We start from the raw sequence: 26351 nt of genomic DNA on the forward strand, positions 1-26351 counted from the left end.
CGTATGGATCGACGTCGCCTGCATGGCTAGAAGCGTTTACGCATTGCATGCGTCGCGTGTCGGCGGGCAGGGGCAACACACCGCATCCGAATGCAGCTCCTCTCGTTGCTGAGTTGGGGCGTCAACGGCCAACGTGGTAGGTCGTCCGGCTTCAACGCGGGAGAGGAGAGCGGCATGCACCAAAAGGGAGCAGCAAATGAAGGTCTGCCGCCGATCTTCCGGCGCAAGCCGGTCGAGGAACTTACCGAGGAGACCGAGGAGGGGCTGTCCCGCTCGCTCGGGCTGTGGCAGCTCACCGCGATCGGGGTCGGCGGTATCATCGGCGCCGGCATCTTCGCCCTGGCCGGGGCGGTCGCCAACCAGACCGCCGGCCCGGCCGTCCTGGTGTCGTTCCTGATCGCGGGCCTGGCCAGCGCGGCGGCGGCACTGTCGTACGCCGAGTTCGCCGGCATGATCCCTAAGGCCGGCTCGGCCTATACCTACGGCTACGCGGTCCTCGGTGAGCTGGTCGGCTGGTTCATCGGTTGGGACCTGCTGCTGGAGTACACCGCGATCGTGGCCGTGGTAGCCATCGGCATCTCCGGCTACCTCGGCTTCCTCATCGGGGAGCTGGGCGTCAACCTGCCGGCCTGGATGCTGGGGGCACCGGGCACCGGCGACGGACACGTGGTCGACCTGTTCGCGGTGCTGCTCTGCCTGCTGATCGCGTACCTGTTGAACCGCGGGATCAAGACGGCGGCGCGGATCGAGGCCATCCTGGTCGGGCTGAAGGTCGGCGTGGTGCTGCTGGTGATCGCGGTCGGCTTCTTCTACGTGAAGGCCGGGAACTACTCGCCGTTCTTCCCGTACGGGGTCGGCGGCACGATCACCGGCGCCGCCACGGTCTTCTTCGCCGTCTTCGGGTACGACGCGTTGAGCACCGCCGCGGAGGAGTCGCGGGAGGCACGTCGGCACGTACCACAGGCGATCATCTGGTCGCTGGTCATCTCGATGGTGCTGTACGTGCTTGCCACGCTGGTCCTCACCGGCATGCAGAACTACCGGGACATCGACCCGGAGAGCGGCTTCTCCTCGGCGTTCGCCGCGGTGGGGCTGTCCGGGCTGGCCAGCGTCATCGCGGTCGGGGCGATCATCGGGATCCTGACGGTGATGTTCACCTACATGCTCGGGGTCAGCCGGGTCTGGCTCTCAATGAGCCGCGACGGCCTGCTACCGGCCTGGTTCGCCAACCTTCACCCAGTCCGCCGAGTCCCGACCCGGATCACCTGGATCGTCGGGACCGGCTCGGCGCTGCTCGCTGGCTTCCTGCCGATCCGGCGGGCCGCCGAGCTGACCAACATCGGCATCCTGCTGGCGTTCGTGGTGGTCTGCATCGCGGTGATCGTGCTGCGCTACCGCCGTCCGGACGCGCCGCGAACGTTCCGGCTGCCCGGGATGCCGGTGGTCCCGGCGCTCGGGGCGCTCTTCTCGATCTGCCTGATCACCTTCCTCAACCCCGTGACCTGGCTCCGCTTCGCCGCTTGGTTCCTCCTCGGCACAGTCATCTACGCCCTGTACGGCTACCGCCGCTCCAAGCTGAACAGCAGCCCTCGCCATTCTAGAAACGACCTGGGGTAGTCGACGCCGAGCGCCGGCTGACAGAACACCCTGGAGCGGCCCGACAGTGTTGTCCGGCTCCCGTCTTCGCGTGAACGATGGGTGGCAGCTCGGGTCTCCTGCAACCGTCGACCAACCACCGGGTCATTCATGGCAACATCCGTAATCCCTTCTGTGGGCGGCAGGAGAAACCGCAGCGCGACGGCCGGGCCGTCGCCGCGTCCAGACGAGGTCGACACAAAGACCTGCGTCCGCCAGGCCCGGAAAGGCGATTGCCGTCGGTGCGGTCGGCAACTACCGGGCTGAGGAGAATCCAACGTCAGCCCGCCCCGGTAGAACAGGGCGAGAGCCCGGACATTGCGGCGGACATTGATCCGGACGTGCGCTTCCGCCGCCCAGCGGATCCCGGCACATCGGCGAGCCGGCCAGGCAGAGACGACCGCGCATACCATCAGGCGGGTGGCGACCGCTCCCGACGTTCCCGGCCCCGATTCGCGGCTGCGCCTGCCCCGGCTGGCCACCCTCGCCTACCTGGCCATGAGCGTGCTGACCAGCATGTTCATGCCCGGGATCGGGGTGTTCGGCGAGTCCGACAGTCGCTGGTTCGTGCTCGGCGCGGTCGGTGTCCTCCTGTTCGGTGCCGCCCACGGGGCCGCTCTGTACACGGTGGTCACGCCGTGGCTGACCGAACCGGCCCGGCGCCGCCTGCTGGCCGGCTTCGGGATCGCGTCGGTCGGGTCGGTGCCGTTGGTCGGCCCGGCCGGCAGCGACGACTGGTCCACCTGGGCGTGGCTCGGCGCCTCGATCGTCGGCGCCGTGCCGCTGCTGCTGCGCCGCTGGGCGGCCGGTGCGGCGATGCTGGCGGCCACCGTGGTGTCGGCCGCGGTGGCCTGGTGCACCCGCGGCTCGGTCGCCCACTACGTCGCCGTCACCGCCGGCATCGGCCTGGGCGTTGCCGCGGTGAACTGGTTGCAGGTGTGGTTCTGGGATCTGCTCGTGCAGGCCCAGCAGGGCCGGGCCGCGCAGGCTCGGCTGAGCGTCACAGAGGAGCGGCTGCGCTTCGCGCAGGACGTGCACGACCTGCTCGGCCACAGCCTGTCGGTGATCGCGCTGAAGACGGAGCTGGCCGCGAGGCTGGCACCGGTGGACGCCGAACGGGCCGGCCGGGAGGCCGGCGAGGTGCAACGGCTGGCGGCGTCCGCGCTCACCGAGGTACGCGAGGCGGTCCACGGGTACCGCACCATCGACCTGCACGAGCAGTTGGCCGCGACCGTGCAGGTCCTGCGATCGTGCGGGGTACGGTGCACGGTCACGCAACCGCCCGGCGAGCTCGCCCCGGACGTCGCGTTCCAGCTGGTGCCGGTGCTGCGCGAGGCCAGCACGAACGTGCTCAGGCACAGCCGGGCAACGTGGTGCACGATCGACATCACCGAGGAAGGAGACGAGGTGCGCATGACGGTGACGAACGACGCAGCGGCCGGTGCCCGCCCGGATCGGCACAGCTTCGGCCTGCGCGGCATGGCCGACCGGCTCGCCGCCGCGCACGGCCGACTGCGCACCGCCACCACCGACGGCGTCTTCACCCTCGAGGCGACCGTGCGGGCGACGCGATGATCCGGGTCCTGCTCGCCGACGACGAGGAGCTGATCCGAGCGGCGCTCGCCGCACTGCTCGGCCCGGAGGCGGACATCGAGGTGGTGGCACAGGCGGCGGACGGCCGCGCCGCGGTCGACGTGGCCCTCGCCCACCGGCCGGACGTGGCCGTGGTCGACCTGGAGATGCCGGCCCTGGACGGGCTGGCGGTCACCGCCGAGCTGGCCAAGGCGTTGCCGTCGTGCGCCGTGGTGATCCTGACCGGCCACGGCCGCCCCGCCCACCTGCAGCGGATGCTCGCCGCGGGCGGCAAGGGCTTCCTGCCCAAGGGCTCGCCGGGCGGCGCGCTCGCCGACGTCATCCGGCGGGTGCACGCCGGCGACCGCTACGTCGACCCGTCGCTCGCCGCCGCAGCCCTGTCCGCGCCGGCCTGCCCGTTGACACCGCGCGAGTTGGAGGTGCTGCGGATGGCGGAGTACGACACACCGCTCGCGGTCATCGCGCGGCGCACGCACCTGTCCGCCGGGACGGTACGCAACTATCTGGCCGCCGCGGTTGCCAAGCTCGGCGTGACCACCCGAGCGCAGGCCTTCCGCGCCGCACGCGACAACGGGTGGCTCTGAGGTCCCGCTCCGCCTCGTCGGGACGGCCACCCGGCCCGGGCAGGCAGCCCTGCGCGCGGGCGCCGCCGGGCGTGCCGGGCCAGCGCCAACCAGGCCGTCGCGACCCTGGACAGCGCCGCCGCCCGGTCGGCGGGCGGGACGTCCCGGTCGTGGCGCTCTTTGGCGTACAGCCTGGTGACCTCGTGCAGCCGGAAGCGTGGCTGGCCGGCGTGGTCGGGTCCGACGGCGTCCACCAGCCGGGCGTCCAGCAACTCCTCCAGGGCGGTAGCGCCGTGATCCGGGTCCGCGTCCAACAGGGCGGCCACCGACCACTGCGGGAACGACGGGACCGGCAGCCCGCCGAGCATCGCGAACGCCCGGGCGGCAGCCGGGGTGAGGCGTTCGTGGGCGAGTCGCAGGTGCGGACGTACGGCCAGGTCTCCGTGCCGGAACTCGTCCAGCCGGGCCCGGTCGCCGCGACCGCCATTCGTCGGCCAGGACGGCAAAGACGAGCTGGTCGGCCCACTGCCCCCGGAAGCGGTAGCTGGCGACATGATGGGCCTCCCGGCGCATGCCGAGTCGGGTCATCAGGCGGGCCGAGGCCTCGTTCCGGCCGTGACACCGGGCGTAGACCCGGTGCAGCCCGAACTCGCCGAAACCCCAGTTCAGCAGCGCCGTGGCGGCTTCCGTAGCCAGCCCGCGGCCGCGATGGTCGGGGTGGAGGACGTACCCGAGTTCCGCTGTGCGGTCGCGCCGGCTGCGCCAGACCAGCTCCACGGTCCCGATCACCCCGGCGTCGGTGGCCGCGGCGAGGGTCAGGCAGTCGCCCTCCGCGCGCAGCGCGTCCTCGCCCGCCATGGCGAGCACCGACGCCCGCGACTGCTCGCGGGTACGCGGCTCGGCGTCGAGCATCCAGCGGACGACGTCGGCTCGGCGCTGGTACGCGTACACGTCGTCGAGGTCGTCCAGGGTGACCGGGCGCAGGGTCAGCCGCGCGGTGCGGATCGGGTACGTCGGCCGGAACATCAGGCGATCCTAGGGAAACCGGGGTCGATGTGGCCTTTCCATTTCGGCGATCCGGGGACGGGCACGGGTGACGGCCGGCCGTCGAGGCGTCCCCCGCTTGGGGCCTGTTGTAAACGTCAACGGCGTGTTCTCATACCGGGACGACCATTCAGTGACTCTTTCGCGGCGGACCTCGTCCATTCCGCTCCGCGACTCCCTATTCCATGCGTGAAAGGTGCATCGATGGGTAGAAAATCATCATTCCAACTGGCGGCCCTGACCGCTACCGCCGCCACGTTCCTGGCGGCCGGTGGCGCCTCCGGCGCGGTCGCCGCCGCCGCGCCCGTGACCGCCTCCCCGGGTGTCGCGGTCTGTGAGCCCGAAGCCGGGGCACACAGCGCGGCGCGGGTGAGCGAGGGCGCCACCGCACAGGAGCCGGAGCTGTATTCCAAGAACGAGGCGAACGCCTACGGTGTGATCAAGGATTCGCCGCGCCTGCCCAACGGCAGCGTCACCGTGCCCACGGTCTTCCACATGATCTCCGACCACCCTCTCGGCGCGGCCGAGAAGGACAGGTGGAACACCCTGATCGCGGCGCAGATGAGGGTGCTCAACGACTCGTTCGCGGGCCGCACGGCGCCGGACGCCTCCGACACGCCGTTCCGGTTCTCGCTGGTCGACACGACGTGGACGGTGAACAGCGACTGGTACACGGTCGTGCCGGGCAAGAACGAGCGGGACATGAAGCACGCGCTGTACACCGGTGACTCCCGCACCCTCAACGTCTACGCGGGCAACATCGGCGGCGGGCTTCTCGGCTGGGCGTACTTCCCGAAGGGTTACAACAACGGCCGGGACTACATCGACGGCGTGGTGATGCTCGACGAGTCGATGCCGGGCGGGACGGCGGGCAAGTACGCCCTGGGTGACACGCTGACGCACGAGGTCGGGCACTGGCTGATGCTGGAGCACACCTTCGCGCACGGCTGCTCCGCCTCCGGCGACTACGTCGCGGACACCCCGCGGGAGGCGGTGCCGCAGTTCAACTGCCCGACGGGCGCGGACACCTGCACCGCACCCGGGCTGGACCCGATCCACAACTTCATGGACTACACGCAGGACTCCTGCATGAACATGTTCACCGCGGGTCAGGCGGACCGGATGAGCGACGCCTGGGTGGCGTTCCGCGCCGGCGGCGCCAAGTAACCAGGCACGCGCGGGGTGACGGGCCGCCGGCCGGCGGCCCGTCACTCCCCGTTCCACCACAGCCCCGGACCGGCCGGCCGGCGCTGGGCGCTTCAGTACGTCAGGCCGAAGCCCTGCGGAAAGAGCGGCACCTGCCCGTCGCCCGCGTTGACGGGCTGCTGGCCGACCGAGTTCATCCAGGTCATCGGCAGCCTGCCGGTCGGCGCGGCGCCGAAGAGCACGTCGGCCACACCTGCGCCCTCGGTGCCGGGCAGCCACGCGGCGAGCAGCGCGTTCCAGTCGGGCAACTCGGCGGCGACGTCGAGCGGGCGGCCCGACACCAGCACCACGATCACGGGCACCCCGCTGTTGCGCAGGGTCGAGATCGTCCGCAGGTCCTCCCGGTCCAGGCTCATGCTGCCGGTCCGGTCGCCCTGCCCCTCCGCGTACGGTGTCTCGCCGACCACGGCGATCGCGGCCCGGTAGCTGCCGTCGATGCCGGTGCCCCGGGCGTTGTAGGTGACCGTCGTGCCCGGACCGGCGGCGGCCCGGATGCCCTGCAGGATCGTGGTTCCCGGGGTGATGTTGCCCGACGAGCCCTGCCAGGAGATGGTCCAGCCGCCGCTCTGGTTGCCGATGTTGTCGGCGTTCTTGCCGGCCACGAAGATCTTGTTGTTGTCCCGGGCCAGCGGCAGCACGTTGCCCGCGTTCTTCAGCAGCACCTGCGACTGGCGGACGGCCTGCCGGGCCAGCGCCCGGTGGGCGGCGCTGCCGACGGTCGGGGTCCAGCCGCGATCGGTGAACGGCCGCTCGAAGAGCCCCAGCTCGAACTTCTTGGTGAGGATGCGCCGGTTGGCGTCGTCGATCCGGCTCAGCGGCACGTGCCCGTTCTGCACCTCGGCCCGCAGGGTGCTGATGAAGGTCTTCCAGGCGGTCGGGACCATCACCATGTCGATGCCGGCGTTGATCGCGGCGGTGACCTCGGCGGCGGTGAACCCGGCGGAGCCGTCGATCTGGTCGATGCCGTTCCAGTCGGAGACGACGAAGCCGCCGAACCCGAGTTCGCCCTTGAGCACCGTGCTGATCAGGTACTGGTGGCCGTGCAGCTTGACGCCGTTCCAGCTGCTGTAGGAGATCATCACCGAGCCGACGCCGCGCTGCACCGCCGCCTGGAACGGTGGCAGGTGGATGGCGTGCAGCTCCGCCTCGGTCAGCGCGGTGTCGCCCTGGTCGTCGCCGCCGGCCGTCCCGCCGTCGCCGAGGTAGTGCTTGGCGGTGGCGAGGACCGAGGTCGGGCCGCCGAGGCTGGTGCCCTGCAGCCCGGTGATCAGCGTGGTCATGTCGGAGGGGATGTCCGGCGTCTCGCCGAACGACTCGTACGTGCGGCCCCACCGGTCGTTGCGGGCCACGCAGAGGCAGGGGGCGAAGTTCCAGTCGACGCCCGTGCCGGAGATCTCCTCGGCGACCGCCTGCCCGATCTGCTGCACCAGGGCCGGGTCGCGGGTCGCGCCGAGCCCGATGTTGTGCGGGAAGATGGTCGCTCCGACCACGTTGTTGTGCCCGTGCACGGCGTCGACGCCGTAGACCATCGGGATGGCCAGCGGCGTCGCGAGGGCGGCGCGCTGGAAGCCGTCGTACATGTCGGCCCAGCCGGTGGCGGTGTTGGGCGAGGGGGCCGAGCCGCCACCGGACAGGATGGAGCCGAGCCGGTAGGTCGTCAGGTCGGCGTTCGTCACCGAGCCCCGCTCGGCCTGGGTCATCTGGCCGATCTTCTCGTCCAGCGTCATCCGGGACAGCAGGTCGGCGACCCGGATGGCGACGGGCTGCGTGGCGTCCTGGTACGGGAAGGTCGCGGCGGTGGCGGGTCCGGGCGCGGCCAGGGCGGTGACCGCGGCGAGGAGCAGGACGAGGCTGAGGGGACGGCGGACGCGTCGGGGGTGGCGGGTCACGGGTCACTCCTTCCGGCGGAGCGGGGCGGCCGTTACCGGCACCCTATGGCAGCAAAAGATCGAAGAACACCGCTGGATTCCGGCTGGTGCGCCCGGCCGCCCGACCTCCGGCATGGAACGGCGCCGGGTCCGAGGCCGGACCCGGCGCCATTTCATGAACGTCAGGCGGAGATGTTACGGATGGTGTTGTACAGGTTCGCCACCTGGTTGCCGTAGTACGGCGAGAACATGTACTGCGGGAGGGTGTTGTACTTGAAGTCGTTGTGGCCGTTCAGGTAGCCCCAGTTGCCGTCGAACTGCATCAGCCAGCCGCCGCCGGAGGAGCCACCGGTCATGTAGTTGACCATGTAGATGGTGCCGCCGCCACCGTCGTAGGTGGGGCCGTTCTCCGCGGTGAGCAGCTGGCCGTTGAACGGCGACGCCTGCGGGTAGCCGAAGGCGTAGACGTACTGGCCGATCGGGAAGTTCCAGGCGATGCCCTGGCCGCCCAGGTAGTCGCAGATCCGCCAGCCGTTGACGCGGCCGATCACGGCCGACCCGACATCGTTGGCGAAGTCGTTGTTGTTGTAGAAGAAGGCCGTGGTGGACCAGAGCTGGATGGCGGGCCACTGGCCGTAGGGGGCCGCGCCGTTGTTGTAGTTCGGGACGAAGACCCAGTTGCTCGCGAAGGCCCCGCCGCCGGTGAGGCAGTGGGCCGCGGTCCACACCGAGGACCGGCCCTCGGTGTTCACGATGGTCCCCGAGCAGACGTAGTTACCGCCGTTGAGGGTGAAGAAGACCTTGCCGGCGGTGCGGGCCGTCGGGTGGCCGACCGGGTAGTTGGGGTAGTAGGCCTGCGTCCCGACGTCGGAGGAGTCGACCGTGGACGTGCTCGCCTTCGGCTCGGCCGCGGGCGCGGCCGGCGCCACGCTGCCGGACGGCCCCTGCGGCTTGGTGGCGGTCTTCGCCGAGTCGGCGGCGCGGTCGCGCTTGGCGAGCGCCGCCTTCACCGCGGGGATCTCGGTGTCCGGCTTGGCCGCCTTCATGCGCTCCGGGGTCCAGTACGCCGTCAGGGCGTCCTGCCGGGCGTCGGCGCCGGTGCCGGTGACCGTGCGGGCCACCTCGGGGCTGAGCTGGGCGGGGCTGCTGATGACAGCGCTGGTCGAGCTGGCCGGGGCGGCGGAGGCCGCGCCGACGGTGCCCGCGGCGGTGAGCGCCGCCGCGGACATCACCGCGACAGCCGTCAGGCCGCGTAGCAGTCTCGAGGACATCTTCCCTACCTCTCGGATAGTGGATCGGGAGGACGAAATTACTGCACCGAAGCCATGGATTGTTATCGCTTGAAGTTCAAGTAGGCAGATGAAGGGAAATGTAACCAAACTACTGAAGGTTGATTTTATCGATTGACTCTGGTAAATAGTGATCCGAATGCGGAGTTGCCGCCGAATGAAGCGGGCGCATGGGAATTCCATATCCTGTCGGCAAATCCCGTCAAGATGCTTTCCGGCCGCCGCGACTAGCGTCTGTCGCCATTGCGCCGCGCACCGGTTGGCCCGCCGCCGCGTCTCGGACGCACCATGGACGACATCGCCACGGCGGCCGGAATGTCCCGGGCCGCGGCGTACCAGTACGTTCGGAACAAGAACGACGCCTACCGGCGGCTCGCCCAGCGGTTGTTCGCCGAGTCCCTCGACCGGGCGCGGGCCGCGGCGGACGATCCGAACGCGTCGACGCGGCAGCGGCTCGTCGCCGTGCTCGACGCCAAGCTGGAACTCACCCTCGGCCTGCACCGGGACAGCCCGCACGCCGCCGAACTGCTCGACTCCAGCACGAAACTCGTCGGCGACCTCGTCGAGGCGTACACCCGCGAGCTGACCGACCTGGTGGCTCACACACTCGACGACCTGGCCGGACCGCGTGCCCACGCGGTCGCCGACGTGCTGATCGCGCTCACCCGCGGCCTGGAGGCCGACCTCACCGACCCCGACCTGCCCCGGCAGCGGCTGCGCGACGGCGTCGCGCTGGTCGTCGCCGGGCTCACCCGCCCCGGAGGCCCGTCATGACCGCCGTCCTGATCACCGGCACGTCCTCCGGCATCGGCCGGGCCACCGTCCGTCGACTCGCCCGCCGGCCCGAACTGACCGTCTACGCGACTGCCCGCACACTCGAGGCGATCACTGACCTGGCCGCGGCCGGCGCACGGCTGTTACCGCTCGACGTCACCGACGAGGCGTCCATGCGGGCCGCCGTGGCGGCGATCGAAGCCGAGCACGGCCACGTCGACGTGCTGGTCAACAACGCCGGCTACGGCGAGTACGGCCCGATCGAGCAGGCCCCGATGGACCGGGTCCGCGCGCAGTTCGAGACGAACGTCTTCGGGCTGAGCCGGCTGACGCAGCTGGTCCTGCCCGGCATGCGTCGGGCCGGTCGGGGCCGCATCGTCAACATCAGCTCCATGGGCGGCCGGATCGTGTTCCCCGCCGGAGGCTACTACCACGCCAGCAAGTACGCGGTCGAGGCGATCTCCGATGCGCTGCGCCAGGAGGTACGGCCCTTCGGGATCAAGGTGGTCGTCGTCGAACCGGGCCTCAGGCCCCGCACCCGCTACCTCGTCACGTCCGCGGCCTGGGCGATGGTGCACACCCGCCGCCTCTTCGGCGCCCGACTCTTCGACGCGGTCAACCGGCTGCAGTTCCGCTGACGAGCCGCCGGCTCCTCAGGCGCCCGTGGTCGCGTGCGACGCGGTCACCGGCTTGGACTCCGGCGAACCGTGCTGACGCAGGAGGATGCTCAGCAGGATCAGCGCGGCGACGGCGAGGAACTCGCTCTGCCAGTTCTGCATCGACTGGAACCAGAAGTCGCTGGTGCCGAGGAACTGCCACGCGCTGATCGGTGCCGCCCCGCTCTGCAGCATCTGCTCCTCGTTGTGTTCCGCCACACCACCGAACAGGTGCCCGAGGAACGCCCCCGCGAAGATCATCAGTAGGGCGATGGAGAGGCTGTTGCGGTACACCGTCAACGCGAGGCCGCCGACGTGCACCGGCCGGGGCGACTCCGGGGTCGCGTTCTCGGCCCGGTCCTCGGGCCGGTCGCCCTGGTCCACCGGCTTGGACTCCGAGGAGCCCTTCTGCACCAGGTACGCGGTCAGCAGCACGTACCCGCCCATCTGCAGGAACTCCGACTCCCAGTTCTCGAACGTCGCCTCCGCGAAGTGCCCGCTGTGCAGGTACGCCAGGTACGACATGGCGTCCTGGCCGTACTGGCTCAACTCCTCGTTGTGCACCTGCCAGCCGAACACGCTCTGCAACGACCAGAAGATCACGAAGGCGCCGAGCATGGCGACCGACAGTGCGTGCTCCCGAAGCCACCGACGCATGCGAACCTCCCGTTCCAGCATGTTGACCTGCGAAAGGTGCCCAGGGCTCGCCGGTACGAAACACCACGGCCGTGGGAGGCGGGCGGAACGCGGCGAGCAGGCCGGTTACCGGCCGTGGCAGGGGCTCCCGAGTGGCCTACCGACAGTCAACGACGCCACCCCGTGACGGGATCCGGCACGTCATCCCTGAACGCTTGGACCAGGTCGCCCGCCGGGCCGCCGCGGGCAGCGCCGGCGGGCGACCCCGGCCTTCGACAAGGCGGTCTACGACCATCCGTCCCGACGCGGGTGCCGGCCACGTCGGTGGTCGAAAAGGCGGCGATGAACGTGCCGCCTGTGCCGCCCGACCCTTCGATGCGGAGCCGGCCGTCCTTCAGCGTGGCCGTGGTGATGGACACCGCGGCGTGGGCGGTGCCCGGCAACGCCAGTTGGCCGACGATTCCCAGCACGACGGCGGCCAGCGCGCCAGTTGCGCGACGGGTGAACCTGCGTGACATGAACGCTCCCAGATGGACGGGGACACGACTGTTTACTGGGGCCGCACGGCGAATGCGACCTACAGTGGCAACACTCTGACGGTGCCCGCGGGGAGTCCGGTCATAACGCGGCTCTCACCGGAGCAGCTCGCGTCACGCCGCGGGCACCTTCACCGGAGACGGCGCGTCGGGCAACACCCGCTCCAGATGTCGCACCGAGGGCCGCAGGAGGGTCGCCGCCACGACGGCGAGCAGCGCCGGACCCAGGAGGAGGAAGACGGCGGCGATGTCGGCGCCGGCGCCGCCCCCCGTCACCCCGTGCAGCGCCCCGCCCTCGGCGGACAGCGGCGCGCCGACCAGGGCGACGACCGGTCCGGCGAGGCCGTAGGCGACCGGCTCGGCCGACCAGGCCATCATCCGGCGTACGGCGAAGACCCGTCCCTGCAGCTCGCTGGGCGTCTTGAGCTGCCAGATCGTCGCGGTGGCCGCGTTGGTCACGGCGTACCCGCCGAGGATCCCGGCCATCGCCGCGCCCACCGTCCACACGGTGTGCTGCATTCCCATCGCGAGCACCAGCACCGCGTGCACGCAGGCCACGAGCGTGATCGCCCGGATCCGGTCGCGGGGCTCCCGGGTCAGGCTGATCAGCCCGCCGACCAGCACCATGCCCGTCCAGCCGACGGCGTTGACCACGCCCAGTTCCGCCGGTCCGGCGATGCTGAGCACCAGCGGCGACACCAGCACGATCGCCATCTCCATGACGAGGTTGTTGCCGGCGAAGAACAGCAGCAGACCGAACAGCCCGGGCCGCTGGCGGATGAAGCGCCACCCCTCCGGCAGCTCACGGAGCAGCCGCCCGCGCTCCGCGGCGGCCGGCCCGTCCTGCCGGGACACGGCGGGGAGCATCCGCAGCGAGATCAGCACGGTGGCCACCGCGACGGCGAACGTCACGATGTCCACGGTCAGCAGGCCGGTCAGGCCGGCGAGGCCGTACAGCATGCCGCCGAACAGCGCCCCCAGCAGCTGCCCGGCCGCCTCCGCCACCGCCAGCCGGCCGTTCGCCTGGCCCAGCTGCTCCTTCGGCACGATCTGGGCGACCAGGGCGGAGAACGCCGGCCACTGGAAGGCGCGGAACACCGACAGGACGGCGGCGAGCACGTACACGTGCCACAGGGCCAGCGCGTCGACCTGGTGCAGCACCACGATGGTGACCGGGACGACGACGCTGCCGCCGTCGCTGAGGATGAGGACCTGCCGGCGCTCCCAGCGGTCCACCAGCGCCCCGGCCACGGGCAGCGTGAGCAGGCCCGGCAGGGACGCGGCGAGGATCAGCGTCGCGAAGGCGGTCGCTGACCCGGTCTGCTGGAAGACCCAGATGCCGACGCCGAAGGCGGTCATCGCCGAGCCGATGAGCGAGGCGGCCTGGCCCGCCCAGATCAGGTTGAAGATACGCATGACTGCCTCACGTGGCCGTAACGGTCTCGGTCATGGAGTTGCCGACGGGCGCGTCGGGTGCGCCGGCCAGTTCGCCGACGCAGTCGAGCAGCTCGGCGATCCAGGCCCGGATGGTGGCTCGCTCGAACAGCGCGGTGTTGTACTCGACCCAGCCCCAGGTGCCCGACTCCTCCGGCTGGAAGCGGATGTGCAGGTCGTACCGGGTGGTGCCGCGGTCGGTGCGGATCGGCTCGACGGCTAGACCGGCCAGGCCGGCCGGCGCCGCCGGCAGGTTCTGCATGCCGACCATCACCTGGCACAGCGGCGGGCGGTCCGTGCCGGCCGTGGCCGCCGCGGCGGCGAGCGTCTCGAACGGCACGTCCTGGTGCTCCCATCCGGCGGTCATCGTCTGCCTGACCCGCAGGACCAGGTCGGAGAAGCGTGGCACGTCGCGCAGGTCCGCGGGTACCGGCAGGATGTTGGCGAACGGCCCGACGGTGTGCTCCACGTCCGGGTCGGTCCGGTTGCTCACCGGCACCGCGACGAGGAAGCGGGACTGGCCCGATCGGCGGTGCAGCCACACCTGGGTGGCGGCGAGCAGCACCATGAACTCGGTGGCCCCCAGCGCCCGGGCCGCCCGACCGACGACCCGGTCGACGTCGGCGTCCACGTCGAACAGTTCGGTGGCGCCGTCCCACGAGCGCCGGGCCGGCCGGGGTCGGTCGGTGGGCAGTTCGAGCACGGTCGGGACGTCCCCGATCGCCGCCCGCCAGAACGCGAGCCCGGCCGTACGTCGGGCCGGGTCCGGCGGCGACACCCGGTGCGGCGCGAAGTCGACCGTCGGGGCGAGCGCGGGTTGCCGCCCGTGCGCCGCGGCCTCGTAGCAGGCCGCCAGGTCGCGTTGCAGCACCGACAGGGACCAGCCGTCGGCCACGAGGTGGTGGACGGTCAGCGCGAACACGTGTTCGGCCGGGCCGGATCGGATCAGCGCGGCCCGCGCCAGCGGCGGCCGGCGCAGGTCGAACGGCTCGCGGAGGGACGCCTCCGCCAGTGCGTGGGCGGCGGCCGCCGGGTCGGGGTCGGCGGTCACGTCGTGCCGGGTCAGCGGCAGCAGCGCGAGCGGCTCGACGACCCGGACGGGGTGGCCGTCGACGTCGGCGAAGCCGGTCCGTAGGGCGGCGTGCCGCGCCACCAGGGCGTCGGCGGCGCGGATCAGCGCGATCCGGTCGAGGTCGCCGCTGATCCGTACGGCGAATCCGATGTGGTACGCGGGGGTGCCGGGATGCTCCCGGCAGGTACGCCAGATCGCCTCCTGGCCGGCGGTGAGCCGGCCCTGATCGTCGGCCGGCGCGTGCCCGCCCGGGCCGTGCCGGCGGTCCGCGTCGCCGGCCCCCCGGGCCTCGACCTGCGCGGCGATCTGGGCGACGGTGGGCCCGGCCAGGACGGCGCGCAGCGGCACCTGGCGCCCGGTCGCCTGCCGCACGCGCCCCGCCAGTCTGGTGGCCAGCAGGGAGTGCCCGCCCAGGTCGAAGAAGTTGTCGTGCCGGCCGATCGGCCCGAGGTCGGGGTGCTCGTCGGCGAGCACCTCGGCGAAGATCGCGGCGACGAGCTGTTCCGCCGGGCCCCGGGGCGACTCCGCGTCCTGGGGGAACTCCGCGTCCTGGGGGAACTCCGCGCCGCGGGTGGACTCCGCGCCGCGGGTGGACTCCGCGTCCCGGCCGGACGGCTGGACCGTGGCGGTCAGGGCCTGCCGGTCGACCTTCCCGTTCGGCAGGCGCGGCAGCGCGGGCACCGCGTACACCGTGGCCGGCACCTCGTGCTCGGGCAGTATCCGTCGCAGTGCCCGCCGCAGCGCACCGCCGTCGACGTCGCCGGGGGCCACCCAGGCCACGAGCCGGACCGGGGCGGCGCCGCCGGGCGCCGCCAGGGGCAGCACGACGGCGTCGCCGACCTCGGGCAGCGCCCGGATCACCGACTCGACCTGTGCCGGCTCGACCCGGACGCCACGGATCTTGACCTGGTCGTCGCCGCGGCCCATCAGCCGCAGCCGGCCGTCCGGGCCCCACCAGGCGAGGTCGCCGGTGCGGTACGCCCGGGCGCCGGGCTCCCCCGAGAACGGGTCGGGCACGAACCGCTCGGCGGTCAGCTCCGGCCGCCGGTGGTAGCCGTGTCCGACCCGGGGGCCGCCGATCCACACCTCGCCGACCACCCCGACCGGGGCGAGTCCGCCGTGGCGGTCCACCACCCACACCCGGGAGCCGGTGGCCGGGACGCCGACCGGCGACGGTCCCCGGTCCTGGTCCGTCACGTCGAGCCGCTCCCACGTCGCGGTCATCGTCGTCTCGGTCGGCCCGTACTGGTTGACCAGTTGTACGCCGCGGCCCCACACCCGCGCGAGCCGGACGGCGTCGGCCAGGTCCAGCATCTCGCCGGCGGTCAGCACGAGGCGCAGCGTCGCGCCGCCGTCCCCGCCGCGCCGCCGCGCCGCCTCCAGCAGCGCGCGCAGCAGGGACGGTACGACGCTGAGCAGGCAGGTGACGCGTTCCCGGACGATCACGTCCAGGATCGCCTCCGGGTCCGCCGTGTCGTCGCCGGAGAGGAAGACGACGCGGGCGCCGGCGGCGAGGGGGCCCAGCAGGTCGCGTACGGCGGCGTCGAACGACAGCGAGGCGACCTGGAGGACGGTGTCGTCGGGTCCGATCCCGAAGCGCGGCAGGAGGTGCTCGGTCAGGTAGCTGCACGCGGCGGCGTGCGGGGTCGCCACCCCCTTCGGCTGCCCGGTCGAACCGGAGGTGTAGGTGATGTAGGCGACGTCGGTGGGGTGTGCTGGCGGTGCGGGCGCCGCGTCGGCGGCCGGCTCGTCGGCCCGGTCGACGAGCAGCGGCGCCACCGGCAGCGGGTCGAGCACCGGGGCGGTGGCGGTGTCGGTGACCAGCAGCGCCGCCCCGCTGTCGGCGACGATGTGCGTCAGCCGGGGGAGTGGGTGCCGGATGTCCAGGGCCGTGTACGCGGCGCCCGCGCGCAGCACGGCGAGGACCGCGACGGCCTGCCAGGGGCCGCGGGGCAGGCCGATCGCCACGACCGCGCCGGCCCCGGCGCCGTGCCGGCGCAGCCGCCGCGCGAGCTTGCCGGACTCCTCGTCGAGCTGGCGGTAGGTCAGCTCGACGCGGCTCCCGTCGGGGCCCGGGCCGGTCACCGCCACCGCCTCCGGGGCCCGCCGCGTCTGCTCGGAGACCAGGTCGTGCAGGCAGCGGGCGGGCGCCGCCGGTGGGGTCAGGTCGCCCAGCAGGGCCGGGCGCTCGTCGGCGCCGAGGATCGGCAGCGCGGCCAGCGGGCGGTCCGGCTCCGCCACGGCGCCGGCCAGCAGGCTCAGCAGATGCCCGGCCATCCGTTCGACGGTTCCCGCGTCGAACGCCTGGCGACGGTAGACGAACCAGCCCGCCAGGACCCCGTCGCCGGCCTCGAAGGTCAGGTTGAGGTCGGCCTTGGCGCGCGTCGGCACGTACGGCTCCGGCACCATGGTGACGCCGGGAGCGAACGCGACGGCCGCCGACGGGGTCGGGTCGAGGTTCACCGTGTACCGGGACAGAGCACGCGGGTCCAGGCCGAGCTTTTCGACCAGCCGTCCGAACGGGACGTCCCGGTGCTCGCACGCGTCGAGGACGGCGAGCCGGACCTCGCGCAGGAGTTGGCGCAGGCCGCCACCGGCCGGTGGGCGCACCCGCAGCGGTACGGGGTCGACCAGCAGGCCGACCACGTCGGCCAGTTCCGGCGCGGCCCGGTCGGCCACCGGCATGGACAGCAGCACGTCGTCCCGGCCGCCGTACCGGGCGAGCAGCGCCACGTACCCGGCGAGCAGTCCCATGAAGACGGTGCATCCCTCGCCCGCCGTCAGCGTGCCCAGCGCCGTCACCAGCTTCGCCGGGAGGACGAACCGGTACGCGGAGCCGGCCGGATCCGTCCCGGCGTCCCGGGCGACCGGCAGGACCGGCTCCGGCGCCGCCCCGGCGAGCCGCTCGGCCCAGTGGGCCAGCTGGGCCTCCCACTGCGCCGTACGCTCCGGCCGGCGCTGGTGCCGGGCGTAGTCCCCGGCGCCGACGGCGGTCGACCCGGCCGGCCACGGCAGGCCGGCGCGGCGGGCGGAGTAGGCGGCCCGCAGGTCGTCCAGGAGCACGGTCAGCGACCAGCCGTCGGCGACGATGTGGTGCACGGACAACGCCAGGATCAGCTCGTCGTCGGCCAGGACGGTGACGGCGACGCGGGCCAGCGGGGCGTCGGCCAGGTCGAAGGGTCGCTCGGTGAGCGCGGCGGCGACCTCCTGGGCGCCGGGCGCCGTCCCGCCCCGCCGGTCGTCCACCGTCACGGGCAGCTCGACCACGTCCGCCACCGAGCGGACGGGCATGCCGTCCACCTCGGGGAAGGCGGTGCGCAGCGCCTCGTGCCGCGCGGGCAGGTCACGCACCGCGTCGACCAGCACGGCCAGGTCGACCTGGCCGCGCAGCCGGCACACCGCGGTGACGTGGTAGGACGCGTCACCGGGGTCCAGCCGGTCGGCCAGCCACACGCCCTGCTCGGCGGGGGACAGGTCGGTCACCGGCGCGCCCGCCGGCTCGACCGGTGGGCGGGCCCGCCCGTCGGCGCCCCCGGCGGCCAGCCGGGCCGCGAAGGCGGCGACGGTGGGCGCCTCGAAGACGAGCCGGAGCCCGGCCGCCAGGCCCACGGCGCGCTGCACGGCCTCCACGGCCCGCACGGCGAGCAGCGAGTCGCCGCCGCGCAGGAAGAAGTCGTCGTGCCGGCCCAGCCCGGCCACGCCGAGGACCTGCGACCAGGCGGCGGCCACCGCCGCCTCCAGGGCCGTGGCGGGTGGCTCGAACCGGTCGTCGCGGGCCTGCCAGTCCGGCGCCGGCAGCCGGGACTGGTCGAGTTTGCCGCTGGCCAGCCGGGGCAGCTCGGCGACGCGGACGACGGCGGCCGGGACCATGTAGCCGGGCAGCCGGGCCGACGCCCAGTCGCGCAGCTCCCGGGCCAGCTCGTCACCGGGCCCGTCGGAGGCCACGTACGCGACGAGGCGGCGCCCCGCGGGCGGGTCGTCCCGCACCACGACGGCGACCTGCCGCACGGCGGGGTGCGCCGCGAGCACGCCCTCGATCTCACCCGGTTCGATCCGGAAGCCCCGGATCTTGACCTGGCGGTCGAGCCGGCCCAGGTAGTCCAACGTGCCGTCGGCACGCCACCGGACGAGGTCACCGGTGCGGTACAGCCGTCCCCCCGGCGGCCCGAACGGGTCCGGCACGAAGGCCGCGGCCGTGAGGTCGGGACGCCCCAGATAGCCCCGCGCCAGCTGGACCCCGCCGATGTACAGCTCGCCGGGCACCCCGACGGGCTGCGGTCGCATCCGGCTGTCCAGCACGTAGCAGCGGGTGTTGCCGACCGGGCGTCCGATCGGCACGCGGGCGCCGAGCGGCGCCGAGGACCGGTGCACCGTGGCGTACACGGCGGCCTCGGTGGGGCCGTAGGAGTTGATCAGCTCGGCGTCGAGCGTGTCGAGGTGGCGGGCGGCCAGCGCCGCCGGCAGCGCCTCGCCGGCGCAGTCGGTCTGCCGCAGCGCGCGCAGTGCGGCGCCGTGCCGATCGGTCAGCAGCTCCTGGAGCATGCTCGGCACGAACCGGGCGATGCTGACCGACTCGCCCGCGATCAGCGCGGCCAGCTGCGCCGGATCCCGGTGGGCGTGGGGGCCGGCGACGACCACCCGGCCGCCGGCGGCCAGGGGCGCGAACAGCTCCACGACCGAGACGTCGAAGGTCACGTTGGTCTTGAGCAGCGCCGTCGTGTCCGGGCCGAGCCCCAGCTCGGCCACCTGCCAGAGGATCTGGTTGCGGGCGGCCCGGTGGGACACCATGACGCCCTTGGGGCGCCCGGTCGACCCGGAGGTGTAGATGACGTAGGCGAGGTCGTCGGCGGTCGCCCGGCAGGGCGGAGCCGCGCCGGTCGGGTCGTCGCCCGGGGCCGGCGGTTCGGCCACGAGCACGACGGTGCCGGGCAGGTCGTCGTGCGGGGCGCCGGGGACGGTCACGATCAGCTCCGCGCCGGCGTCGGCCAGCACGTCGCGCAGCCGCTCCCGCGGGTGGTCGGGGTCGAGGGGAAGGTAGGCCGCGCCGGAGGCCAGGACCCCGAGCAGGGCGACGACGAGGTCGGCGGACCGGGGGACCAGCACCGCCACCGGCTGCCCGGGAGCGGCGCCGAGCGACTGCAGCCGGCGGGCGAGGGCGTTCGCGCGGCGCATCAGCTCGGCGTACGTCACGGTGCCGGCGCCGTCGACCAGGGCGATCGCGTCGCCCCGGTCGTCGGCCCGCGCCTGGATTAGGTGGGCCAGGTTGTCGGGGCCTTCGAACCGGTGGTCCTCCCCCTGCCAGGACCGCGTCACCAGCGCCCGCTCGGCGTCGTCGAGCAGGGGCAGGTCGACCACCCGGACGCCGGGGTCGGCGGCGGCCGACGCGGTGAGGGTGAGCAGGTGACCGAGCATCCGCCGCGCCTGGGCGCCGTCCCACAGGTCGGCGTCGTACTCCAGCTCCAGGTCGAGGTCGGTGCCGTCCTCGACGATCTCCAGGGTCAGGTCGAACTTGGCGGTGCCGCCGCCGGTGGTGTCCAGTTCGGTCAGCACGGCGTCGCCCAACCGTACCGGCCGGCGGGCGGCCGGGATCCAGTCGCAGAGCACCTGGAACAGCGGCTGGCCGGAGGGCTCGCGGGCGGCGCCGAGCTCCGCGACGACCCGCTCGAACGGCACGTCCTGGTGCGAGAAGGCCGCCGCGGCCGAGGAACGCACCTCGGTGAGCAGCTCGTCGAAGGTGGTCGTCGCGGCGCACCGGCTGCGGACGACCACCGTGTTGACGAACAACCCGATCAGCGGCTCGACCTCCGGCACCGCCCGGTTGGCCACCGGCGTACCGACCAGGATGTCGTCCTGCCCGGTGTACCGGTGCAGCACCGCGGTGAAACAGGCCAGCAGCACCATGAACGGGGTGGCGGACGCCCGGCGGGCGAGCCGGTGCACCCCGTCGAGTTCCGCCTGCCCGAGCCGGGCCCGGACCCGGCCGCCGCGGCCGCTGCGCGGCGCCCCGGCCGGCCGGTCGCCGGGCAGTTCGAGGCGCTGCGGCGAGCCGGCCAACTGCCCCGACCAGAAGTCGAGCTGGGTCCGGTAGTCGCCGCGGTCCAACCGGTCGCGCTGCCAGGCGGCGTAGTCCGCGTACTGGATCCCGGGGGCGGCGGGGGTTCGGCCGCGACCGAGCAGCGCGTCGTAGCCCGCGCACAGCTCCCGCCGCAGCACGTCGATGGACCAGCCGTCGAAGGCGATGTGGTGCAGGGCCAGCAGCAGGACGTGGTGGCCCGCCGGCCCCTCGACCAGCACCGCCCGCCACACCGGCCCACGGCGCAGGTCGAACGGCGTACGTCGCTGCCGCGCGACGAGCTCGTCGAGGTCGGCGAGGGGGTCCCCGCGGCGCCGACGCTCCAGCGTGAACGGTGCGTCGTCGACCACGGGCCGGTAGCCGCCCTCGTCCCGCTCGTACCGGGTGCGCAGCACCTCGTGCCGGCGGTGCACGCCGTCGAGCGCCCCCTCCAGCGCGTCGGCGTCGACCGGGCCGTCGACCCGCAGGGCGAAGACGATGGTGTACGCGGCCGGGTCCGGTTCCAGCTCGTCGAGGACGAGCATCCGTTCCTGGGCGGACGAGAGGCGACGGGACCCGCCGGCCGGCGCGATTGTCGGCGCCCGGTCGGCGGCGGCGAGCCGGGCCAGCCGCGCCTCCAGCCGGGCGCGGCGGGCGGCCGCCTGGTCAGCGACCGGCGGGCTGCTCATCGTCGCTCCCTTCCAGCTGCTCCAGCAGCGCCTCCTCGACGGCGATCGCGAACGTCCGGACCGTCTGGTTGTCCAGCAGCGCGTCGAGCGGGATCTCCACGTCCAGCGCGGCGCGCAGCCGGGCGATCAGCTGGGCGATCAGCATCGAGTGGCCGCCGAGGTCGAAGAAGTTGTCGTCGACGCCGATCCGCTCGACCCCGAGCAGCTCCGACCAGAGGCGGGCCACCGCCTTCTCCGCGGTCGTCTCCGGCTCGACGTGCGGCGGCCGTCCCGTGCCGGCCGTCGGGTCGGGCAGGGCCCGCCGGTCGAGCTTGCCGTTCGGGGTGACCGGCACCTGGTCGAGCGGGACCACGTGCGCCGGCACCATGTACTCGGGCAGGTGCCGGGCCAGGTGCACGCGCAGCGCCGCGAAGTCCGGGCGCCGGCCCGGTTCGGGCACGGCGTACGCGACCAGCTGGGCGTTCTCCGCGGCACCGTGCACGACGGCGACGGCGGTCACCACGTCGGGGTGCGCGGCCAGGGTCGCCTCGATCTCGCCCAGCTCGATCCGGAACCCCCGCACCTTCACCTGCTGGTCCCGGCGGCCCAGGAACTCGATCGTGCCGTCGGCCCAGTAGCGGGCCCGGTCACCGGTGCGGTACATGCGGTCGCCGGGGCGGCCGAACGGGTCGGGTAGGAACTTCGTCGCGGTCAGGGCCGTGTCGCCGGCGTAGCCGAGCGCCAGGCAGTCCCCGCCGATGTACAGGTCGCCGGGGGCGCCCACCGGCGCCGGCCGCAGCCCGGAGTCGAGGACGTAGTAGCGGGCATTGTCCAGCGGACGGCCGTACGGAATGCTCGGCCACTGCGGATCGACCCGTCCCACCGGATGGGCGTTCGACCAGATGGTCGCCTCGGTGGCCCCGCCGAGGGCCACCACCCGGCAGCCGGGGAAGGCCTCCCGGATGCCGTCCGGCAGGTCCACGGGGATCCAGTCGCCGCTGAGGAACACCAGCCGCAGCCCGGGGTCCACTGGCGCCTCCCGCATCGCGAGGAAGGGCGCGACCTGCTGCAGCGCCGCGGGCGCCGAGTCCCAGAAGGTGATCGGCTCGGTGTCGAGCACGGCCAGCAGCCGGGCCGGATCGCGCAGCTCCTCGGCGCTGGCGACCCGGACGCTGCCCCCGGCGGCGAGCACCCCGAACACGTCGTACACCGACAGGTCGAACCCGAGGGAGGTGACGAACAGGACGCGGTCGGACGGGCCCATCCCGAAGGTCCGGTTCACGCACTCGATGAGGTTGACCACGGGGGCGTGGGTCACCGTCACGCCCTTCGGCGTGCCGGTCGAGCCCGAGGTGAAGTTGACGTACGCGACGTCGTCCGGCAGGGCACGGGCCGGCGCGGCGGAGCGGGTCTCGTCCAGTCCCCAGCCGACGCGCGGCGTGGCCGCGGGCTCGTCCGGCCCGGAACCCGGCTCACCCAGCCACAGCACCTCGCGGACGCAGGCGACGTCGGCGATGGTGTGCCGGACCGCCCACAGGGTGTCGGCGTCGGTCACCACGGCGGGCACGGCGAGCGAGGCGAGCAGGGACCGGATCCGGTCGGCCGGCAGCGTGGGCTCCAGCGGCACGTAGGCGGCGCCGGACTTGAGCACGCCGAGCAGGGCGACGACGGTGTGCACGCCGCGCCCCATGCAGAGCCCCACGTGGTCGCCCGGCCCCACCCCGGCGGCGGCCAGCCGGCCGGCGAGCCGCTGGGCGGCGTGGTCGAGTTCGGCGAAGGTCAGCAGCTGGTCGCCCTGCACCACGGCGGTCGCGTCGGGGGTGCGGGCCACCTGCCGCTCGACCAGTTCGTGGATCGTGACACCCCCGCGACCGGAGACCCGCGTGTCGTTCCAGTCGTGGACGATGTGGCGCTGTTCCTCCTCGGAGAGCACGGTGATCCGCCACAGCGGCGTCGACGGGGGCGCGGAGGCCAGCGCCAGCAGCACCCGGCTGGTGTGGTCGAGCAGGCGACGGGCGTCGGTCTCGGCGAGCTCCGCGCGGTGGTAGCGCAGGGTCAACTCCAGCTGCGGCCCCGACCGCACGAGCAGCTCGACCGGCGCCGCCCCGTCGGCGTCCGACGACGCGGTACGCCCGCAGCGCACGACGCTGTCGTACAGGGGGGTGCCGGCCGGGACGCCGGCCCACGACGCCCACGACCCCGGTGCCGGCGGCGCCTGCTCACGGCCGCGGCGGTGCTCGTCGCGCAGGCGCGTCAGGTAGCCGCCCGACGATCCGGTGTGGTCCAGCCGCACCCGCAGCGCCACGGCCGCCGGCTCGTCGTCGGTGGCGCCGAAGACCACGTCGTCGGTGCCGGCGTACGCGCACAGCACCAGGCCCCACGCGGCCCGGGCCAGGTCGTCGGTGCTGACGTCGGCGGTGGCGGCCGCCGTGGCCAACGCCGCCGTCTCGGCGGCGTCGCAGACGGTCGAGACCTCGGCGCGCCCGTCGGCGGTCGGTTCGGCCACCCGGCGGCGGATCCCCAACCGGGTCGGCTCGGCGAAGCCGAACAGATAGGACCGCCAGAACTCCTGGCTGACGTGGCTGTCCACCGGACACTCCCTACAGGTCGAGTAGCTTGTCGAGGTTGACGGCGATGGCGTCGAGGGGGTCGACCACCAGGCGCGCGCCGGGGCGGGCCCGCAGCGACCGGGTGAGCATGTGCGCCTCGGTGCAGCCGGCGATGACGCCCCCGCAGCCGTGCTGGTCGGCCAACTGCTCCACCTGCCGCAGCAGATCCTCGGTGACGGTGCCCTGCTTCAGGCGGTACAGCAGCTGGTGCACGGTCGCCTGCGCGGCCGCCCCCGGCATGACCACCCGGTCGGCCACGGACGGCCAGCGGGGCGAGCGGTCGAAGATCCGCGCGGTACGGGTGCCCCGGGTCGCCAGCATCAGCAGCTTCCCGTCCACCGGTTCGAGCGCCCGCAGCTCGTCGACGATGACGTCCACCAGCGAGATCAGGGGCCGCCGCAGCTCCGGCTCGAGACCGGCGGCGAAGTGGTGCGCGGTGACGCAGGTGAGCACCACCCGGGACGCGCCCTGGCTCAGCAGCCCCCGGATCCGGGACCGCAGGCGCTCGGTCATCTCCAGGTACCGGCCCTGGCGGATCGCCTCCGTCCGGTCCGGGAAGGTCGGGTCGGAGTCGAGCAGGCACCGGGGCAGTGCCTGCTCGACTCCGCTCGTGCTGCGCAGCGACGCCTCCCGGTAGACGGTCAGCAGGAACTCGGCCGAGGCGTACGGGCCCATCCCGCCCACGATCCCCAGCACGGCACCGTCCGTCTCCGCGCTCACCAGGAGGTCAGCCCGTTTTGCAGGAACAGCTCCCGGCAGCGGCCCCGGCGGATCTTGCCGCTGGTGGTCACCGGCAGCGCCCCAGGGCGCAGCAGGACGACGGTGGCGGCACGGAGCTGGTGCTCGTCGGCGACGGCGCGGCGGACGGCGGCCGTGATCTCCGCGACCGGGGTGCCCTCGCCTTCGCCCTCGCCGGAGGCGATGCGCGCGCGGCGGGCCGTCTCGGCGACGATGCCCAGCAGGGTGCGCCCGCCGTCCTGGTAGGCGAAGGCCGCGGACCTGTTCGGCGACAGCGCCGGGTGGCAGCCCTGCACCGTGGACTCGATGTCGCTCGGGTAGTGGTTGCGGCCGTCGACGATGATCACGTCGTCCAGCCGACCGAGCACGAAGACCTGGCCGTGCCTGAGGAAACCCAGGTCACGGGTGCGGACGAAGGGCGCCTCGCCCGCGCCGTCCAGGGCCGCGCCGAACCGCTCCCGGGTGGCGTCCGGCCGCTGCCAGTAGCCCGCCGCCATGCTGTCGCCGCGTACCCAGATCTCCCCGGCGACGTCCGGCTCGCACTGCCGCCCGGTCTCCGGGTCGACCACCCGGACGTCGAGGTTCTCCGGCACCCGCCCGCAGGCCACCACCCGCCGGGCGGGCGCGCCCTGCGCCGGGTCGGCGATCCGCCCGTGGCGTTCGAGCTGCTCCACGTCCACGTCGACGACGCGTACGTCGCCCGGCGACCGGGCGCCGCTGACGTACAGGGTGCTCTCGGCCATGCCGTAGGAGGGCATGAACGCCTCCGGGTCGAAGCGGGCCGGGCGGAACGCCTCCGCGAAGCGTTCCAGCGACTCGGGCCGCACCGGCTCCGACCCGTTGAGGGCCACCCGCCACGAGCTCAGGTCGAGCCCGGCGAGCTCCTCGGCGGTGACCCGGTCGACGCAGAAGTCGTAGCCGAAGTTGGGCGCGGAACTCAGGTGGGCCCGGTACCGGTCGATCGCCTGCAGCCATTCCACCGGCCGGAGCAGGAAGACCATCGGCGCCATGAAGGCGGCCGATCCGCCGGCGTAGACGGTGGCGAGCAGCTGCCCGAGGCCCATGTCGTGGAAGAGGGGCAGCCAGCTCACCACCCGGAAGGAGCGGGGCGGGCACTCGTGCATCCGGACCGCCGTCGCCACCGCCGCGAGGTTCGCCAGCACGTTGCGGTGCGTGATCACCGCGCCCTTCGGCTCGCTCGTCGACCCGGAGGTGTACTGCAGGAACACCGGCGCGTCGAGGTCGAGAACCGGGGCCCGGAACGCCGCCGAGCGGTCCTCGCGGCCCTGGTCGACGAGCACGCGCCGTCCTGAGGTCAGCAGCTCCAGGTCGGGATGCCCGGCGACCTCCGCCGTGGTCATGATCAGCGCGGGGTCGGCGTCCTTCACGATGCCCTGCAGGCGCTCGAAGGCCCGGGCGGCGCCCGGGCCCTCCGGGCAGGGCACCGGCACCGCGGCCAGGCCGGCGTAGGCGCAGGCGAAGAAGGAGACCACGAAGTCGACGCCGGTCGGGTACATCAGCAGCACCCGCTGCCCGGGGGCGGTCATGGTCTGCAGCGTCGCCGCGACCGACCGGACCCGGCGGTCGAGCTCGCCGTACGTCGCCGTGTCGAGTTCCTGCCCGCCGCGGCCGAGGATCGTGCAGGCCCACTGGGAGGGATACTCCTCGGCCTGCAGCCGCAGCATGTCGGCCACGTTCCGGTACCGCGGGTCGGGCCGGCAGGCGTGCTTCCCGCCGGTCACGACCGGTCACCCGGGCCGGCCTCGGCGTGCCGTTGCCGCAGGCTCAGCGGCCGCATGTCCGTCCACACCTGCCGGACGTACTCCAGGCACTCGTCCTTGGCGCCGGTGCGCCCGGCGTCGCGCCACCCCGCCGGGAGGTCGTAGTCGACCGGCCAGATCGAGTACTGCTCCTCGTGGTTGACCACCACCCGGTACGAGCGGCTGGCCTCGTCATCGCTGAACACGCTGTCTCTCTC

16 protein-coding genes and 2 pseudogenes are annotated in these 26351 nt (G+C 73.3%); 7 read left to right on the plus strand and 11 right to left on the minus strand.

What is annotated here, in order from left to right; all coding sequences use genetic code 11:
• Positions 1 to 174: 174 nt before the first annotated feature.
• The 3 genes from ABGB16_RS18915 to ABGB16_RS18925 all read left to right on the plus strand — a co-directional run bounded on the left by ABGB16_RS18915 (position 175) and on the right by ABGB16_RS18925 (position 3812).
• Positions 175 to 1617, plus strand: coding sequence for an amino acid permease (locus tag ABGB16_RS18915; RefSeq protein ID WP_347669407.1), 1443 nt, complete (start codon positions 175 to 177; stop codon positions 1615 to 1617).
• Positions 1618 to 2055: 438 nt separating this feature from the next.
• On the plus strand, positions 2056 to 3210 hold the full coding sequence (locus ABGB16_RS18920) for a histidine kinase (RefSeq protein ID WP_347669408.1): 1155 nt from the start codon (positions 2056 to 2058) through the stop codon (positions 3208 to 3210).
• Positions 3207 to 3812: a response regulator transcription factor gene (locus tag ABGB16_RS18925; protein WP_347669409.1), complete on the plus strand. Its 606-nt coding sequence runs from the start codon at positions 3207 to 3209 to the stop codon at positions 3810 to 3812. The genes ABGB16_RS18920 and ABGB16_RS18925 overlap by 4 nt, the downstream gene beginning before the upstream one ends.
• Here ABGB16_RS18925 and ABGB16_RS18930 read toward each other — a convergent pair.
• Both ABGB16_RS18930 and ABGB16_RS18935 read right to left on the minus strand, forming a co-directional pair.
• Positions 3728 to 4345: a hypothetical protein gene (locus ABGB16_RS18930; protein WP_347669410.1), complete on the minus strand. Its 618-nt coding sequence runs from the start codon at positions 4343 to 4345 to the stop codon at positions 3728 to 3730. The two genes, ABGB16_RS18925 and ABGB16_RS18930, sit on opposite strands and share 85 nt — an antisense overlap.
• Positions 4346 to 4373: 28 nt before the next feature.
• Positions 4374 to 4817, minus strand: a pseudogene (locus ABGB16_RS18935) (GNAT family N-acetyltransferase); the annotation flags it as partial.
• Between the two features lie 222 nt (positions 4818 to 5039).
• Here ABGB16_RS18935 and ABGB16_RS18940 point away from each other — a divergent pair.
• A complete protein-coding gene (locus tag ABGB16_RS18940; RefSeq protein WP_347669411.1) occupies positions 5040 to 6002 on the plus strand; it encodes a zinc metalloprotease in 963 nt (320 codons plus the stop codon).
• Between the two features lie 92 nt (positions 6003 to 6094).
• Here the strand turns inward: ABGB16_RS18940 and ABGB16_RS18945 are convergent, their stop codons facing one another.
• Both ABGB16_RS18945 and ABGB16_RS18950 read right to left on the minus strand, forming a co-directional pair.
• The gene (locus ABGB16_RS18945; protein WP_347669412.1) at positions 6095 to 7930 is read right to left on the minus strand and encodes a glycoside hydrolase family 3 N-terminal domain-containing protein; all 1836 of its coding nucleotides are present in this window, start codon (positions 7928 to 7930) and stop codon (positions 6095 to 6097) included.
• 161 nt (positions 7931 to 8091) lie between these two features.
• Positions 8092 to 9180: a hypothetical protein gene (locus ABGB16_RS18950; RefSeq protein ID WP_347669413.1), complete on the minus strand. Its 1089-nt coding sequence runs from the start codon at positions 9178 to 9180 to the stop codon at positions 8092 to 8094.
• A 306-nt stretch (positions 9181 to 9486) separates the two neighbouring features.
• Here ABGB16_RS18950 and ABGB16_RS18955 point away from each other — a divergent pair, with 306 nt between their 5' ends.
• Both ABGB16_RS18955 and ABGB16_RS18960 read left to right on the plus strand, forming a co-directional pair.
• Positions 9487 to 9972, plus strand: a complete 486-nt coding sequence (locus ABGB16_RS18955; protein ID WP_347669414.1) for a TetR/AcrR family transcriptional regulator — start codon at positions 9487 to 9489, stop codon at positions 9970 to 9972.
• A complete protein-coding gene (locus tag ABGB16_RS18960; RefSeq protein ID WP_347669415.1) occupies positions 9969 to 10610 on the plus strand; it encodes an SDR family NAD(P)-dependent oxidoreductase in 642 nt (213 codons plus the stop codon). Before ABGB16_RS18955 ends, ABGB16_RS18960 begins: the two co-directional genes overlap by 4 nt.
• Positions 10611 to 10625: 15 nt before the next feature.
• Here ABGB16_RS18960 and ABGB16_RS18965 read toward each other — a convergent pair whose 3' ends face one another.
• The gene (locus ABGB16_RS18965) at positions 10626 to 11285 is read right to left on the minus strand and encodes a DUF6766 family protein (RefSeq protein WP_347669416.1); all 660 of its coding nucleotides are present in this window, start codon (positions 11283 to 11285) and stop codon (positions 10626 to 10628) included.
• A gap of 170 nt (positions 11286 to 11455) precedes the next feature.
• Here ABGB16_RS18965 and ABGB16_RS18970 point away from each other — a divergent pair.
• A pseudogene (locus ABGB16_RS18970) lies at positions 11456 to 11553 on the plus strand (IS5/IS1182 family transposase); the annotation flags it as partial.
• Positions 11554 to 11914: 361 nt separating this feature from the next.
• Here ABGB16_RS18970 and ABGB16_RS18975 read toward each other — a convergent pair.
• The 6 genes from ABGB16_RS18975 to ABGB16_RS19000 are packed head-to-tail and all read right to left on the minus strand — an operon-like array spanning position 11915 to position 26339.
• The gene (locus ABGB16_RS18975) at positions 11915 to 13216 is read right to left on the minus strand and encodes an MFS transporter (protein WP_347669417.1); all 1302 of its coding nucleotides are present in this window, start codon (positions 13214 to 13216) and stop codon (positions 11915 to 11917) included.
• Between the two features lie 7 nt (positions 13217 to 13223).
• Complete coding sequence (locus ABGB16_RS18980; protein WP_347669418.1) at positions 13224 to 21047, minus strand: amino acid adenylation domain-containing protein; 7824 nt, start codon at positions 21045 to 21047, stop codon at positions 13224 to 13226.
• On the minus strand, positions 21025 to 23616 hold the full coding sequence (locus tag ABGB16_RS18985; protein WP_347669419.1) for an amino acid adenylation domain-containing protein: 2592 nt from the start codon (positions 23614 to 23616) through the stop codon (positions 21025 to 21027). The genes ABGB16_RS18980 and ABGB16_RS18985 overlap by 23 nt, the downstream gene beginning before the upstream one ends.
• A 10-nt stretch (positions 23617 to 23626) precedes the next feature.
• Positions 23627 to 24355 carry an amino acid racemase gene (locus ABGB16_RS18990; protein ID WP_347669420.1) on the minus strand — a complete coding sequence of 243 codons (729 nt, stop codon included), beginning with the start codon at positions 24353 to 24355 and terminating at the stop codon, positions 23627 to 23629.
• A complete protein-coding gene (locus ABGB16_RS18995) occupies positions 24352 to 26115 on the minus strand; it encodes a fatty acyl-AMP ligase (RefSeq protein ID WP_347669421.1) in 1764 nt (587 codons plus the stop codon). Before ABGB16_RS18995 ends, ABGB16_RS18990 begins: the two co-directional genes overlap by 4 nt.
• Positions 26112 to 26339 (minus strand): MbtH family NRPS accessory protein, encoded by a 228-nt coding sequence (locus ABGB16_RS19000; RefSeq protein ID WP_347669422.1) that lies wholly within the window; start codon positions 26337 to 26339, stop codon positions 26112 to 26114. The genes ABGB16_RS18995 and ABGB16_RS19000 overlap by 4 nt, the downstream gene beginning before the upstream one ends.
• Between the last annotated feature and the right edge of the window lie 12 nt (positions 26340 to 26351).

Source organism: Micromonospora sp. B11E3 (assembly GCF_039871625.1).
GTDB lineage: Bacteria > Actinomycetota > Actinomycetes > Mycobacteriales > Micromonosporaceae > Micromonospora.

Coding starts and splice junctions, on each gene's coding strand:
- ABGB16_RS18915 (WP_347669407.1), top strand. CDS start 175: ATGCACCAAAAGGGAGCAGCAAATGAAGGTCTGCCGCCGATCTTCCGG.
- ABGB16_RS18925 (WP_347669409.1), top strand. CDS start 3,207: ATGATCCGGGTCCTGCTCGCCGACGACGAGGAGCTGATCCGAGCGGCG.
- ABGB16_RS18930 (WP_347669410.1), bottom strand. CDS start 4,345: ATGTCGCCAGCTACCGCTTCCGGGGGCAGTGGGCCGACCAGCTCGTCT.
- ABGB16_RS18940 (WP_347669411.1), top strand. CDS start 5,040: ATGGGTAGAAAATCATCATTCCAACTGGCGGCCCTGACCGCTACCGCC.
- ABGB16_RS18950 (WP_347669413.1), bottom strand. CDS start 9,180: ATGTCCTCGAGACTGCTACGCGGCCTGACGGCTGTCGCGGTGATGTCC.
- ABGB16_RS18955 (WP_347669414.1), top strand. CDS start 9,487: ATGGACGACATCGCCACGGCGGCCGGAATGTCCCGGGCCGCGGCGTAC.
- ABGB16_RS18960 (WP_347669415.1), top strand. CDS start 9,969: ATGACCGCCGTCCTGATCACCGGCACGTCCTCCGGCATCGGCCGGGCC.
- ABGB16_RS18965 (WP_347669416.1), bottom strand. CDS start 11,285: ATGCGTCGGTGGCTTCGGGAGCACGCACTGTCGGTCGCCATGCTCGGC.
- ABGB16_RS18975 (WP_347669417.1), bottom strand. CDS start 13,216: ATGCGTATCTTCAACCTGATCTGGGCGGGCCAGGCCGCCTCGCTCATC.
- ABGB16_RS18980 (WP_347669418.1), bottom strand. CDS start 21,047: ATGAGCAGCCCGCCGGTCGCTGACCAGGCGGCCGCCCGCCGCGCCCGG.